This window comes from Variovorax sp. V213 (genome assembly GCF_041154455.1).
In the GTDB taxonomy this organism is placed as follows: Bacteria; Pseudomonadota; Gammaproteobacteria; order Burkholderiales; family Burkholderiaceae_C; genus Variovorax.
Genome location: NZ_AP028664.1, coordinates 3,835,766 through 3,850,515, shown reverse-complemented (window position 1 = coordinate 3,850,515; position 14,750 = coordinate 3,835,766). Strand labels below are relative to the sequence as shown.

Here is a 14,750-nt window from a genome sequence, read left to right as displayed (position 1 = left end):
CATGGCAGAACAGATGACTCAATTTCCATCTTCGATCGCCGGGCGCTTGCGCGTTCTGCTGGTGTTGCTGGCGTCGTTCGTGTCGGCGCCGGCCCTTGCCGCGCAAGTCGCCTGCACACCGCAGTCGGGCTTCAACTCCTGCGTGCGGGTGACTTACTCCGGCGGCGACCAGACCTTCACCGTGCCGACCGGCGTGACCTCGGTGTTCATCAAGGCATGGGGCGCGGGCGGCGGCGGACCCAACACCAGCTACTACACCGCGCAAAGGGGCGGCGGCGGCGGCGGCTTCTCCTCCGGCACGCTGGCGGTGACGGCGGGTACGGCGCTGGGCGTTCGCGTCGGCGAAGGCGGTGGCGTCAACGACGCTTCCACGACCTACGGCGGCGGCGGTGCGGGCGGCAACGCGCAGGCCACGGCCATCGGCGCGAGCGGCGGCGGCCTGTCGGGCGTCTTTGCCACGACGACCTACACACAGGGCAACGCGCGGCTCATCGCCGGCGGCGGCGGCGGCTCGTCGCCGGGGGCGGACGTGGGTACGCCCGCCGCTGGCGGCGGCGGAGGTGCGAGCGGACGCGACGACAACGTGGCTGCCAGCGGGCGGCCCGGCACCCAGGCAGCGGGGGGCGCGGCAGGAACGGGCGGCACCTGCAACCTCGGCGCGCCGACGGGCGGCACGGCGCTCCAGGGCGGCAATGGCGGCTCCACCAACGAGAACCAGAACGAAGGCGGCGGCGGCGGTGGGGGCGGCTACTTCGGCGGCGGCGGCGGCCTGTGCCAGGGGACTTCACCCAACGGCATGGGCGGCGGGGGATCCGGCTACACCGGTGGCGTCACCAGTCCAACCACGGCCGTGGGATTGAATTCGACGTCCGACAATGTTGGCGGCGCGGCGGCCACCACCGGCGACACCCACTACACGACGGGCATCGGCACGGGCGGTGGCGGCGATGCCAGCGGCGGCAACGGCCTCGTGGTGATCCAGTTCAACGCGCCGCCGTCGATCACCCTGAGCAAGACCGCGCCGGCCACGGTGGCGCCGGGCGCGGCCATCGCCTACGTGCTGAGCCTGACCAACAGCGGCCCTGCCGCCACCGGCACTTCCGTGGTGGTGCGCGAGCAGCTTCCGCCGGGTGTGATCGCCACTTCGGTGGCTGTCGGCAGCGGCGTCACCTCCGTGAGCTGCGGTACGCTGCCGAGCGCAGCCGGCGCTGCGCTGACATGCACGATGACGCTGCCGACCGGCGGCATTCCCGCCAGCGGCGGGGTTCGCAGCTTCACGCTCAATGCCACGGCGCCGCTGGTGGCGGCGGGCACGGTGCTCACCAACTATGCGAACAGCAACGTGGCCGGCAGCGGAACGCCGGCCACGGCGCCGGGCGCGGCCTGCGTGTCCAACACCACCGTGAGCTGCAGCAGCGCCGCCACCACCGTGGTGACCGGCGCGGCCGCCCTGGCTCGCTCGGGCGAGCGCACCGTCACCGACAACCAGGTGGCCAACGGCAGCGCGCAGGACGTGCTCGAAGCCATCGTGCGCGATGCCGCCGACAACCCGGTGGCGGGCACGGTGGTGACCTTTGCCGCCACCGCCGGCGTGGCCTTCAACGGCGGCACGGTCGGTGCGGCCGGCACTTGCACCACCAGTGCCAGCGGCCTCTGCCAGGTGACGGCGACCAGCACCGTGGCAGGAACCAAGAGCACTGCCGTCAGCATCCCGGCCGGCGCGCTGACCGGTGTCTTCACCGCGGGTGGGCAAAGCTACGGTGCGAGCCCCGCGGCCTACAGCTTCGTGGCCGGCGCGCCGAGCGCCGCGCAGTCGGGCCTGCGCATCGCCACCGACGGCCAACTGGCCAACGGCAGCGCGCAGGACGTGCTGCAGGCCTTCGTGCGGGATGCGAGCGGCAACCCGGTCGGCGCCGGCGTGGTCGTGAGCTTCGGCGCCACGCCCAACGTGGCCTTCAACGGCGGCACGGTGGGCGCGGCGGGCAGCTGCACCACCACCGCCGCGAGCCTCTGCCAGGTGACGGCAACGAGCATCGTGGCCGCGACCTACAGCGCCACCGCGGTCACGCTGGGCGGCGTGGCACTGGGCGGCAGCTTCACGGCCAGCGGCAACAGCTACCTGCCGAGCCCGCAGGCCTACAGGTTCCTGTCGCTGCCGACGGTGACCATCCGCAAGACCTCGCTCAACGGCGTCGGCACCTTCGACTTCACCGGCAGCAACGGGCTCGCCGCGCAGAGCATCACTACCACCGCGGCCGGCACGCCCGAGAGCGCGCCGGTGCAGACACTCACGGCCGCGAGCACGGCCACCACCATCACCGAGGGCGTGCCGCCGGCGGGCTACACGCTGACGGCCGCCTCCTGCACCGGCCTGCCTTCGGGCGGCACCGCCACGCTCTCCGGCCGCACGCTCACGCTCAATGCCGCGGCCACGGCGCCGGGTGCCAACCTGGTCTGCACCTTCACCAACACGGGCGACACCGGCACCACGTCGCCGCCCATTCCGCCGACGATCAGCTGCCTCTCTAACGCCGCGATCTTCAACACCGCCTACAACGGCGTCAACGGCCCGCCGCTGAGCACAGGGCGCGACACGGTGTGGGAGTCGGGCGAAGGCGCCGCCAGCGGCGGCCCCGGCACCGTGGCTTCGTGGCAGCGTGCCTACGTGGGCAACAAGGCCCCCGGTGCCTGGGTCAACTCCCCATTCGGCAACGCCAACTGGAACTCGAACTACAACCCGAACCACACGGGCAACGTCGACGTCTACCACCGCTTCACCTTCAACATGGCGGCCTCGGTGAATCCGGCGACCTTCTCGCTGAAGCTGGACTTCTATTCCGACAACTCGGTGGCCGAAGTGTTCGTCAACGGCGTGCTGCAGAGCGTGCCCGGCGTGCCGCAGGGCGGCAGCGATCCCTACAATTTCCGCGGCTACCAGGCGGGCCAGCAGGCCAGCGCCACGCTGTCGAGCAACTGGCGCACCGGCAGCAACACCGTGGTGGTGCACATCAAGAGCGGTGCGAATGCCGAAGGCTTCCTGGCGCAGGCCACCACCACCGCGGTCTGCACGCCGCCGACCGTGGTGCTGTCGAAGACCACCACCGGCGGCGCGGGCGGCCCCTTCAACTTCACGCTGAGCAACACCACCCAGACCAACGGCGTGGTCAGCACGGTGGCGGCGGGCACGGCGGTGCAGGTCGATGGCAACACGGCGACGGCCGGCACGCAGCCCTTCTCGGCCACGGCGCAGGGCACCGCGATCACCATCGCCGAGCCGGCGGTGCCGGGCTGGAACCTGGCGGGCGCGGTCTGTACCGATGCCGGCACGCCCGTCGGCAGCCTGGGCACCGGCGCCGATGCGCGCACCTACACGATCCCCGCGGCCAGCGTGCAGTACGGCAGGCCGCTTTCGTGCACCTTCACCAATGCGGCCTCGGCCACGGTGACGATCAGCAAGGTGAGCAACGGCGGCGTCGGCCCCTTCGGCTTCACCGGCAGCAACGGCCTGGCGGTGCAGACGATCACCACCGTCACCGCCGGCACCGCTGTCGCGGGTGCGATCCAGACGCTGACCGCGCCCGGCGTCGCCACCACCATCACCGAAGATCCGCTGCCCGCCAACTACGCGCTGACCGGCGTGAGCTGTACCGGCCTGGGCGCGGGCGGCACCGCCACGCCCGACCTGCCCAACCGCAAGGTGACGCTCGATGCGGCCGCCACCGCGGCGGGCAGCAACATCGCCTGCACCTTCACCAACACCTTCACGCCGCCGTTCCCCCGGGTGCAGATCGTGAAGACCACCACCGGCGGCAGCGGCGCCAATCTGTTCGGCTTTGCGCTCAGCGGGCTCTCGGCCGCCACCGACAGCATCACCGTCAACGGTGCCGGCACCGCGAGCGGCGCCGCCAACCTGAGCGGCACGGCCGGCGTACTGGCGACGATCAGGGAAAGCGTGCCCACCGGCTGGCCCGCCAACCCGATCAGCGCGAGCTGCCTGGATGCGGCCAGTGCCACGCCCACCGTGCCCTTCGGCACGCTGGCCGGCAATGAGCTCACCATTCCCGCAGCCAACATGGTGGCCGGCGCCAACATCACCTGCACCTTCGTCAACGGCTTCGGCTACGCCGTGACGGGCCGCGTGTTTCTGGACAACGGCACGGGCTCGGGCGTCGCGAACGACGGGTTGATCAACGGCAGCGAGGGCGGCATTGCCGGCGTGAGCGTGCAGCTCACCAACTGCAGCGCCACGGTGCTGTCGACGGCCACCACCGACGGCGCTGGCAACTACGCGCTCGACGTGCCCTTTGCCACCGCCGCGAGCGCGCCGCTGTGCGTGGAAGAAACCAACACCGCATTGCGCCTCTCGACCGGCGCCTCGTTCGGTGCCGTGCCGCTGCCTTCGGGCTCGGCGGTGGCGAGCGGCGGCACCAGCTACACCTACACGCGTACCGGCACGCCCGACCGCATTGCCTTCACCTGGAACGGCACAGGCCACACCGGCCTCAATTTCGGCGACGTGGACCGCAACACCTTCGCGGCCGACGGCACCAAGAGCGGCATGCCGGGCAGCACCGTCAGCTATGCGCACACCTTCATTGCGCGGACCGGCGGCACGGTGAGCTTCAGCATCTCGAACTCGGTCGACACGCCGGCCGTCAGCGGCTGGAGCGGAAAAATCTTTGCCGACACCGGCTGCACCGGCGCGCAGCAGGCCGGCGCTGCGCTGCTGTATCCGCCCGCGGCGCCGGTCACGGTGGCAGCGGGGCAGAACGTGTGCATCTTGATGCAGGAGTTCATTCCCGCCAACGCGGCCAACGGCAACAACAACCAGACCACGGTGCAGGCCAGCTTCAGCTTCACCAACGCCGGTCCGGCCCTGAGCGCGAGCTACACGGTGCTCGACACCACGACGGTGTCGAACAGCGCACTCGAACTCAAGAAGGAAGTGCGCAACGTCACGCAGGGCGGCAGCTTCGGTGTGAACAACCAGGCCAAATCGGGCGAAACGCTGGAGTACCGCGTCACCTACACCAACAACGGAACGACGCCGATTTCCGACATGAAGATCAACGACGCGACGCCGCAGTACACCAGCTTCGGCGCCGCGCAGGCCGGCACCACGCCTGCGTCGCTGACTGGCTGCCGCAAGAACACGCCCGCCAACGCCGCCCCCGCGCCTTCGGTGGCCTGCGCGGTGGCGCAGACCGCCGGCGGTACCGGCATGCTGAGCTGGGAGTTTTCCGGCTCGCTCGCGCCGGGCGGGTCGGGGTCGGTGCTCTTCAGCGTGAAGGTGGATTGAGCGGTCGCGATCACTTGCTATCGGCGCGCGCTTTTCGCGACCACGCCCGCGCCGCGCACTTCGAGCTTGCGCTGGTCCACCACCTTGCCCGTGGCATCGACCAGTTCGATCACATGGCGTCCCGGCCACGGCAGCCATTGCGCGCTGTTGCCGCGCGCAAAGTGCTTGCCGTCGATGCGCCATTGCACGCCGCGCCCCTCGGACTCGAAACGCACGCGCTGGTGCAAGGGCGGAATGTCCGGGTCGAGCGCGATGATGGTGCCGTCGGCCGGCGCGGTGATGCGCGCGGCTGCCCCGTCAGACGAGGTGCCGGCGCCGCCGTTGTCGAGTGCGAAGAGCCCTTGCTCCGTGCCCTGCAGGAACCATTCGCTGCGCGCCGCCTCGAGCGGGTTGCCGTCGGCGCCGGGCCCGAACGCCACGCGCGCTTCGACAAGCCCGGCGGGCGGCCTGGGCGCGCGGCTGGGCTCACGCGCGTGCAGGAAGCGCATCACCTCGGCCCATACCGGCGCCGCGCCGCTGGTACCGCTTACGTCCCACATCGAGGCGCCGCTCGCGTTGCCGACCCACACGCCGACCGTGTAGCGCTGCGACCAGCCCACGGCCCAGTTATCGCGCATGTCCTTGCTGGTGCCGGTTTTCACCGCGGTCCAGAAGCGCGTGGAAAGAATGCTGTCGAGCCCGAAGGTGCGCGTGCGTGCGTTCGCGTCGGAGAGAATGTCGCCGACGATGAAGGCTGCGCGCGGGTCGAGGATCGGCACGGCGGAGTCGTCGCCGGCCTTGGCTTTAGCGGCTGAAGCCGGTACCGGCCCCGGAGTACGCGCGGTCAGCATCGTCGGTCCGTGGCGCCCGCCATTGGCCAGCATGCGATAGGCGTTGGTGAGCGACAGCAGCGACACCTCGGCGCTGCCGAGCGCGAGGCTGTAGCCGTAATAGTCGCCGCTTTCGCGCAGCGGCAGGCCCACCGCGCGCAGCTGCCGCGCAAACGATTCGGGCGACACCATCACCAGCGTGCGCACGGCCGGCACGTTGAGTGAGGCGGCGAGCGCGGTGCGCACCGACACCGGCCCCTTGAACTGGCGGTCGTAGTTCTGCGGAATGTAGAGCCCGCTCGCGGTGCTGATCTGCGCCGACGAATCGTCGATCAGCGAGGCCGCGGTGAGCCGCCGCTCGGCAATGGCCTGCGCGTAGAGCAGCGGCTTGAGCGTGGAGCCGGACTGGCGCAGCGCGACAACGGCATCGACCTCGGCCGCCTGGCTCAGCGGGCCCGACGAGCCGACCCATGCGAGCACTTCGCCGCTCGCGTTGTCGAGCACCACCAGCGCGCCGTCTTCCACGTGCCGGCCGCGCAGTTCCTTCAGGTGGCGTTGCAGCGTGCCGAGCGCAAAGCGCTGCAGCGGTGCGCGCAGCGTGGTCCTGAGGGCCGTTTCCTTGTTTGCTGCTGGCCGCACGGGTGCCGTGGAAGACGCGGCCGCAGCCGTTTCGCCGGTTTCACGCAACTCTCGCAGCGCACGCCGCGCCGCATGCGGCGCAATGCCTTCGTTCGCATCGAAGGCGCGCCGCTGCACTGCCGCACTGGTGAACATGTCGATCGCATCGCAATCGATCTTCTGCCCCGGCTCCATCGCGCGCATGAGTTCGCAGGCACGCTGCGCCACCAGCGTGGGCTTGGCGTTGGGTGCGCGCACCAGCGCGGCGGCCACGCTGGCCTCGCGCGCGTCGAGGCCGTTCGGCGCCTTGCCGAACAGCGTGCGCGAGAGCGCGTCGATGCCCACGATCTCGCCGCGGAAGGGCACGGTGTTGAGGTAGGCCTCCAGGATCTGGTCCTTGCGCCAGCTGCGTTCCAGCTGCGTGGCCGCCACGGTCTGGCCGATCTTCTGCGTGAAGGTGCGTCCGCTGTTGGCGCGGCGCAGGTCTTCGTCGAGCAGGCCGGAGAGCTGCATCGTGATGGTCGATGCGCCGCGGGTGCGGGTGTTCCACAGGTTGCCCCAGGCGGCGGCCGACACCGCGCGCCAGTCGATGCCGCTGTGCTCGTAGAAGCGCCGGTCTTCGCTCAGCACCATGGCCATGCGCAGCGCGGGCGAAACGTCGGCCAGCGCAATCCATTGGCCGCGCCGCACGCTGGCGTCGGTGCGCACGCGCTGCAGCAGCTCGCCGTTGCGGTCGAGCACCGCGGTGTCGGAAGAACGGAACTCGCGCTTCACCTCGTCGAAGCTCACGATGCCAGCCGACGCCAGCCCCGGCTGCGCGCAGAGGATGGCCGTCAGCGTTGCGGCAAGGCAACGGCGGCTGGCGGCGAAGGGCGGGCGGTGCATGAAAAGCGGCGTGAGGGCAGGGGCGGAAATCGGTTGCGTGGGGGCGCCATTCTCGGCCATGCGGCCACGGGAACTGCACCTACTTGCAGACGGGCGCGCCGCCTCCTGCGGCTGCAGGAACCTAGCGCCAAAGTTTGCAGCACGTTCCACATCCGGTAACGAACTTCACGCTCCGGGCTCATGGCAGATACGGAGCCGAGACGGAGGTGGCCTTCAATGCAGAGGCCGGCTTGCGGAGGCAAGCCGTCTTTCTAGAACTCCAAGGAGAAATCAAATGATGATCAAGACATTGGCCGTTCTGCTGGCCGCATCGGCCACCCTGGCGGGCTGCGTCGTCGCGCCTTATGACCGCCCGGCGCCGCGCCCGCACTATGGCTACGGAGACCGCGACCGCGACGGTGTGCCCAACCGCTACGACCGCGACCGCGATGGGGACGGCGTGCCCAACCGCTACGACCGCAACCCGAACAACCCGTACTACCGCTGACGCCAGCGGGAGCGCACCTCAGGCGGGCCGGCGCGCGAGCAGCGCCCACACGCCCGCCGCGCTCAGCAGCGAACCGCCCGCAAGGTTGAAGCGCCGCTGCGCACGCGGCGAGGAAAGCAGCCTGCGGGCCGACCCCGCGAACACGGCGTAGAGCGTGGCATTGAGCGCGGCCATGGCCACGAAGGTGACCGCCAGCACCCACAGCTGGCGGGTCATGTCGGCCGCGGGGCTCAGGAACTGCGGCAGAAACGCCACGAAGAACACGATGCCCTTGGGGTTCAGCGCCGTCACCAGGTAGGTGTTGGCGAACAGCCTCCAGCGCGAAGCGGGCGCGGCCGGCGCCGCGATGTCGGCCGATGCAATGCCCGCGCGCAGCAGCTTGATGCCCAGGTAAAGCAGGTACAGGCCGCCCGCCCACTTGACCACCGTGAACCAGAACGCCGAGGTGGCGAGCAGCGCCCCGAGGCCCAGCAGCGAAACCACCAGCGCGGTCGAATCGCCGAGAGCCACCGCGGCCACCAGCGGCACGTTGGCGCGGCGCCCGTGCGACATGGAATAGCTGATCACCGTGAGGATGGTCGGGCCGGGAATGATCAAGAGCACGGCGGACGCGGCAACGAAGGCGAGCCAAAGTTCAACGGGCATGAAGAGTCTCCAAAGTTGTTGTGGTGTTCAGGTGCCGAAGCGCACGGCCGACCTGGCCCGTGCGCGTTCGGCTTCGATTGCGCGGTCGCGCGGTTCGGCCGTGGTGACCAGCGAATCGATGAGCCGCGTGGCGCTGGCGGCCATTTCATCGACCGCGCGCTCGAAGGCTTCCTGGTTCGCCTTCGATGGCACGCTGAAGCCGCTGAGCTTGCGCACGAACTGCAGCGCCGCGGCGCGGATCTCCTGCTCGGTGGCGGGAGGCTCGAAGTTGTAGAGGGTCTTGATGCTTCTGCACATGGGAACTCCATCCGGCAGGGGATGCGCCAGTTTAGGGCCTGTTGACAGGCCCTAGCCGATAGCCGAATCGAGGCGGCGTTTCTCGAGGGTGCGCGCCGCCGTTCTTTCAGTCGAAGCGCAGCGCGGGCTCCACTGCCAGCGCCACCGCGGCCAGCCGCGCGTCGTCGCCGCGCACCGACGAAAGCATCAGGCCCGCAGGCAGCTCGCCGGGCGCATGGCACGGCAGGCTGAATGAACACCCGTCGAGCAGGTTGATCGCGAAGGTGTTGCGCAGCAGCAGGCCGTTGGCCTGGAAGAAGGCGGCGTCTTCGGCCAGCGCTGCGATGGGCGGCGCAACGATCGGCACGGTCGGGCAGATCAGCGCATCGAAGCCCTCGAGCGCGCGTTCGACGCGGACGATCCAGTCGCGCCGGCGGTCCTGCATGGCGATGTAGTCGGCAGCGCGAACTTCGGTGCCGAGCGCGATGCGTGCAGCGACGCGGGCATCGAAGCCTTCGCGCCGGGCGGCGAATCGCTCGCGGTGCACCGCCGACGCCTCGACCGGAGAGAAGCCGCCGGGCGCGTTGACGGCCGCGATCTCGCCGAGTTCGGCCAGTGTGATGTCGACCACGTGCGCGCCCGCTGCCGACAGGGCCTGCACGGCGCGATCGAAGGCGCGGGCGACGGCCGGTTCGATGCCGTCGAACATCAGCGTTCGAGGCGCGGCAAGGCGCAGGCCTTCCAGGGGACGCCTGCGCACCACCAGCGGCGCATCGGCAATGGCTGCATCGGCGATCAGGCAGTCTTTGACGCTGCGCGCCATGGCGCAGACGGTGTCGAGCGAACGCGCGAGCTCGAAGGCCCCGGTGCGCGGAACGCGCGACTGCGTGCTCTTGAAGCCGACCAGGCCGCAGAGGGCGGCCGGGATGCGGATCGAGCCGCCCGTGTCCGAGCCCAATCCAGCAACGGCAAGACCGAGCGCCACCGACACGGCCGCGCCCGACGACGAGCCGCCCGGGATGCGCGCCGTGTCGGCATCGGCCGGGTTGCGCGGCGTTCCGTGGTGCGGGTTGATGCCCACGCCGGAGAATGCGAACTCGGTCATGTTGGTCTTGCCGACGATGGCCGCGCCTTGCGCGCGCAGCCGCCCAACGGCGACGGCGTCGCTCGCCGCTGGTGGCTCGCCTTCGCACACGGCGGAGCCGGCCATGGTGGTTTCGCCAGCCACGTCGTACAAGTCCTTGATGGACACCGGCAGGCCCGCGAGAGGGCCCAGCGCCACGCCTGCCTTGCGCGCCGCATCGGCATGCCGGGCGGCGGCGCGTGCGGCGTCGGCGTAGACCCGTGTGAACACGTGCTGCGCGGCAGGAAGCGCCGCGCGCTCGAGCACCTGCTCGACCAGCGCTTCGTGCGACAGCTTGCCGAGGGCGATGCGCCCGCGCAGCGCGCCAATGGTGAGGTCGTCTTGTTGCATCACGCCACCACCGGCAGCGGCTGGACCGCATAGCGATGCACGATGCGCCGTTGCAGGCGAGGGTCGTGCAGCTCGATTTCCATTTGCGCGGCCGGGCGGATACCTTGGCCGCGCGCATTGGGCAGGGCGCCCAGCGTGCCGCAGGTCATGAACAGGCCTTCGGGATTCTTCGCTGCCTCGGCCAGGCCGTTGCGCAAATCCGCCAGCGGGCGAATCGCTGCCAGCGTGCCGCGCTGGTAGTCGATCCAGCGGCCGTCCTCGAAGATGCGCGAACGCAGCTCCACCGTGTCCTGGTGCGCCTGCACGTCGCTCCAGCGCCAGGCCGAGGCGGCCATGGGCTTGGCGCACATCTGCTTGGAGACAGCCACCGAATAGCTTTCGACCTGCCGGTCGGTGTGGTCGGACGCGACGCTCAGCCACCACTCGCCGCGCGAGAAGAACAGCACCGGTTCGGCCTCGCCGGAGCTCTGCTCGCCCAGTGCCTCGATGGACGGTGCCTGCGTCAGCAACTGGGTTGCCACGCGGTAGTAGAGCGGCACGCCCGACGGACGCGGCACGCCGAGCACCGCAAGCTCCTCGATGTGATGTTCGATGGCCGAAAGATCGCGTCCGGTCCAGCCGGCCACCACCAGCGCGCGGGGTTCCACGGCATGGAGTGCGACCGACCGTGCGCCGTCATCGCCGATGCTTTCGCAGGCGAAATGCAAGGGTGTGCCCACGTCAGCTCTCCAGCGGCTTGTTGGCGGTCTCGCGCGCCACGATGAGCGCGATCAGCGTCAGGCTCAGCGCGCCCACCACGTACAGGGAGACAGCCGCCGTGGTGCCCCAAGACTTGAACAGGCTTGCGATGATGAGCGGCGCGAAGCCGCCGCCCAGGATGCCGGCCAGCGTGTAGGCCAGCGAGGCGCCCGCATAGCGCACGCGGCTTGGGAACTGCTCGGTCACGAAGGCGGCCTGCGGGCCGTACATCATGGCGTGGATGATCAGCCCGCCCACCACGGCCGCGCAGATGGTCAGCGGCCGGGCCTGGTCCATCAGCACGAAGAACACAAAGGCCCAGACCATGCCGAGTAGCGCGCCGGCAATGTAGACCGGCCTGCGGCCGATCCGGTCCGACAGGCTGCCGAACCAGGGCACGGCCACGGCGTTGCACGCAGCGCCGATCATCGTGGCCGTGAGCGCGAGCGGGCGCGACAGGTGCAGCACCGTGGTCACGTAGGTCAGGGTGAAGACCACCACCAGCGCGTACAGCACGTCGGAGCCGATGCGCGAGCCACCGGCCACCAGCAGGCGGCGCCAGTGCTGCGTCATCACTTCCTTGATGGGGGTCTTGGCCGTGGCCTTCTTCTGTTCCATTTCGCGGAACACGGGTGTTTCGTCCACGCCGCTGCGCAGCCACAGACCGAACAGCACCAGCGCTACGCTCGAGATGAACGGAATGCGCCAGCCCCAGGACTGGAAGTCTTCCGGGCTGAGCCAGGCCGACACCAGCGCGATGAAGCCGGTGCCGATCAGCGTGCCGCACGACGGGCCGACCTGCGTGAACGAGGCATTGCGGCCGCGTTCGTCGGGCTTGCCGTGCTCCATCGACAGCAGCACCGCGCCGGCCCATTCGCCGCCCAGTGCAACGCCCTGCACGAAGCGCAGCGCCACCAGCGCGATGGGTGCCCAGATGCCCCATGCCGCATAGGTGGGCAGCAGGCCCATGAGGCCGGTCGACACGCCCATGATGACCAGCGTGGCCACCAGCACGAAACGCCGGCCGAGCCGGTCGCCGAGATGGCCGAACACCACGCCGCCCAGGGGCCGCGAGATGTAGCCGACCGCATAGGTCGAGAAAGCCAGGATGGTGCCGGTCAGCGGATCGAACGAGGGAAAGAAGATGGCGTTGAAGACCAGCGCCGCCATGATGTTGTAGACGGTGAAGTCGTACCACTCCAGCGTGGTGCCGATGGAGCTGGCCATGGCCAGGCGCCCCATGCGGGCGGGTGCCGCGGTGGACACCGGGGCGTCGAGAACGTGTTCAGTCATGGAGATGTCCTTGTGGAATGCGTCGGGATTCGATGAGGCTCAGTTCAGCTCGGCCGCGGTGAGCTTCCAGCCGAGTGCCAGCAGCCAGGCCGCGGAGGGATCGGTGTCGAGCGCGGCGGCGGCTTGCGTGCGCGCGGCACGGGCCGCAGCGGCGCTGCTGGCCTCCACCACCAGCATGGGCAGCAGTTCGCGCTGCACGGCCGATTCGCGCGGCAGCGGTGTGCTCAGCGCGGTGTCGGGCACCAACAGGTACGACTGCACGAAGCCCGGCTGCTGGGCCAGGCCGCGGCCCGCTTCGGCGGCGCGCGCGGCCAGTGCTTCAGCGCCGGCGTCTTGCGAGGTCGCGGGCAGCGGCAGCACGGCCAGGTGGCTGCCGCTGCCGAAGCCCGTCACCGCGCGCACCGCGCACACGCGGCGCATCGGCTGGCGCATGCGGTCGAGGTTGGCGACGGACCAGGGCGTTTGCCGCTCGAAGGCGGCGCGATAGCCGGCGGAGCCGAACACCTCGAGCGATTCGGTGCGGTAGAGGCCCAGATACTTGCGCCCGCCTTCGAGCGACAGGTAGCGCGCACCCGACAGAAAGCCGGGAATGCGCACGCGCTCTTCGACATGCTCCTTGTCGTACCAGCGGTTGAAGTCGGCCTCGTCGGCCGCGTCGACATCCGAGGCGACGAACAGCAGGCCGTTGACTGCGGTGGAGGGCGCGGGGGCAGGGTGGGGGGCTGATGTGCTCATGGCGGCAAAGAGGAAAGAGGTCGGGCCTTCGGAAATGAAGGCGCGATCTTCCGCCGCAGGGTCCTGCTGCCACAAACGAGTTTTTTTGGCCCACAGCCAAAAGAATTAGTGGCCCCTTTGCGGGGCCTGCATGCGCCAATTTGAGGGTTAACCCTCTGTAGAAGAGCTCCAAACTGGTGCGGAGGCCGATGTCGTGAACTGGTCCGACGCGCGGCAGGCCAGTTCGGCCACGAGACGGATGGCGTCGGAGTCGGCGGCTTCCAGGTGGCTCACCACGATGCGCTGCGGTGAAATGAGCGCGTCGCACTGGATGATGCGCACGTCGCCGCTCGCCACGTATTCGTAGACCGGCGGCAGCGGCACCAGCGCGTTGCCGAAGCCCGCCTTGACCAGCCGCGCCAGCGCGGAGATCGAGCTCACGCAGTGCACCTTGCCGATGGGAATGCCGGCTTCGCGGTACAGGTACTTCAGTGCCTCGTGCGGCTGGGACCCGGGGCTCATGGTGAGCACGGGCTGGCGCAGCAGCTGTTCGACCGTCTGCTCGGCCTCGGCGCCCTGCGGGCCGACCCAGCCCATGGGCATGGGTAGGCAGGGCGTGCTCACGATGCCCGCTCCCGCGATGTGGTCGGTCTGCAGCGCGATGTCGAGCGCGCCTTCGCGCAGTCCGCGGTGCAGCGCGCGCGTGGTCTCCGAGGTGAGCTGCACTTCGATGCCCGGGTAGGTGGAGCGCAGATTCGTCAGGAAGCCGAGCAGCCAGGTGTGCACCACGGTTTCGATGGCGCCGATTCGCACCAGCCCCAGGATGTCGCCGCGCGGGCGGCCCAGCGAAACGATCTCGCGGCGCAGTTCGAGCAGCCGCTCGCCATAGTCCAGCAGCCGCACGCCCACGGGCGTGAGCCGCAGTTCGCGCGCATCGCGCTCGAACAGCCGCGCGCCGATGTCTTCCTCGAGCGAAGCCACGCGGTTGGACACGGCCGCCTGCGTGATGTGCAGCCGGTCGCTCGCGGCGCGAAAGCTGCCGAGCCGCGCGGCCCAGAGAAAGGCCTCGACGAAGCGCGTGTTCATTCGGTCAGCCCGCGCTCGACGGCCTGCGCCTGGTTCTCGAAGATCGCCATCGCGGTCTTCATGCGCCTGAAGCCCAGCTTCTCGTAGAAAGGCTCCTTGCCGGCCACGGCATAGAGAATGATTTTGCGGTGCCCGCTCGAGAGCGCCACGAGCCGCGAGACGATCGCCTTGCCGAGGCCGGTACCCTGGTGGCTCGGATGCACGGCCACGTCGCAGATGTAGGAGCAGTCGAGCCCGTCGGCCATTGCGCGCCCGGCGCCGACCAGGCGGCCGCCGTCATGCACGAAGCACTTGAACATGCTGTTGGAGAACACGAGCTTCAAACCGTCCGGCTGCTTGTTGCCGAGCGGTGCGGCCTGGTAGAGACGCGAGAGTTCTTCCCAGTCGATGTCTTCGAGCGAATGGCGCCATTCGAGTGTCATGCTG

General features: G+C 69.8%; 11 protein-coding genes. 2 read left to right on the top strand and 9 right to left on the bottom strand.

Annotated elements, in window-relative coordinates; translation table 11 throughout:
• Window position 1: 1 nt before the first annotated feature.
• Window positions 2-5,299: a beta strand repeat-containing protein gene (locus ACAM55_RS18320; protein ID WP_369652907.1), complete on the top strand. Its 5,298-nt coding sequence runs from the start codon at window positions 2-4 to the stop codon at window positions 5,297-5,299.
• Window positions 5,300-5,316: 17 nt separating this feature from the next.
• Here the strand turns inward: ACAM55_RS18320 and pbpC are convergent, their stop codons facing one another.
• Window positions 5,317-7,611 (bottom strand): penicillin-binding protein 1C, encoded by a 2,295-nt coding sequence (gene pbpC / locus ACAM55_RS18315; protein WP_369652906.1) that lies wholly within the window; start codon window positions 7,609-7,611, stop codon window positions 5,317-5,319.
• A gap of 274 nt (window positions 7,612-7,885) precedes the next feature.
• Here pbpC and ACAM55_RS18310 point away from each other — a divergent pair, with 274 nt between their 5' ends.
• The gene (locus ACAM55_RS18310) at window positions 7,886-8,098 is read left to right on the top strand and encodes a thrombospondin type 3 repeat-containing protein (RefSeq protein ID WP_369652905.1); all 213 of its coding nucleotides are present in this window, start codon (window positions 7,886-7,888) and stop codon (window positions 8,096-8,098) included.
• An 18-nt stretch (window positions 8,099-8,116) separates the two neighbouring features.
• Here the strand turns inward: ACAM55_RS18310 and ACAM55_RS18305 are convergent, their stop codons facing one another.
• From ACAM55_RS18305 to ACAM55_RS18270, 8 genes are all read right to left on the bottom strand, one after another.
• A complete protein-coding gene (locus ACAM55_RS18305; protein ID WP_369652904.1) occupies window positions 8,117-8,743 on the bottom strand; it encodes a LysE family translocator in 627 nt (208 codons plus the stop codon).
• A 27-nt stretch (window positions 8,744-8,770) separates the two neighbouring features.
• Window positions 8,771-9,040: a DUF2277 domain-containing protein gene (locus tag ACAM55_RS18300; RefSeq protein ID WP_369652903.1), complete on the bottom strand. Its 270-nt coding sequence runs from the start codon at window positions 9,038-9,040 to the stop codon at window positions 8,771-8,773.
• A gap of 106 nt (window positions 9,041-9,146) precedes the next feature.
• Complete coding sequence (locus ACAM55_RS18295) at window positions 9,147-10,493, bottom strand: amidase (protein ID WP_369652902.1); 1,347 nt, start codon at window positions 10,491-10,493, stop codon at window positions 9,147-9,149.
• Window positions 10,493-11,179, bottom strand: a complete 687-nt coding sequence (locus ACAM55_RS18290) for a DUF2848 domain-containing protein (protein WP_369656422.1) — start codon at window positions 11,177-11,179, stop codon at window positions 10,493-10,495. Before ACAM55_RS18290 ends, ACAM55_RS18295 begins: the two co-directional genes overlap by 1 nt.
• Before the next feature lie 34 nt (window positions 11,180-11,213).
• A complete protein-coding gene (locus ACAM55_RS18285; RefSeq protein ID WP_369652901.1) occupies window positions 11,214-12,524 on the bottom strand; it encodes an MFS transporter in 1,311 nt (436 codons plus the stop codon).
• 39 nt (window positions 12,525-12,563) lie between these two features.
• Window positions 12,564-13,259: a hypothetical protein gene (locus tag ACAM55_RS18280; protein ID WP_369652900.1), complete on the bottom strand. Its 696-nt coding sequence runs from the start codon at window positions 13,257-13,259 to the stop codon at window positions 12,564-12,566.
• A 147-nt stretch (window positions 13,260-13,406) separates the two neighbouring features.
• Window positions 13,407-14,324 carry a LysR family transcriptional regulator gene (locus ACAM55_RS18275; protein WP_369652899.1) on the bottom strand — a complete coding sequence of 306 codons (918 nt, stop codon included), beginning with the start codon at window positions 14,322-14,324 and terminating at the stop codon, window positions 13,407-13,409.
• Window positions 14,321-14,746: a GNAT family N-acetyltransferase gene (locus tag ACAM55_RS18270; RefSeq protein WP_369652898.1), complete on the bottom strand. Its 426-nt coding sequence runs from the start codon at window positions 14,744-14,746 to the stop codon at window positions 14,321-14,323. Before ACAM55_RS18270 ends, ACAM55_RS18275 begins: the two co-directional genes overlap by 4 nt.
• Between the last annotated feature and the right edge of the window lie 4 nt (window positions 14,747-14,750).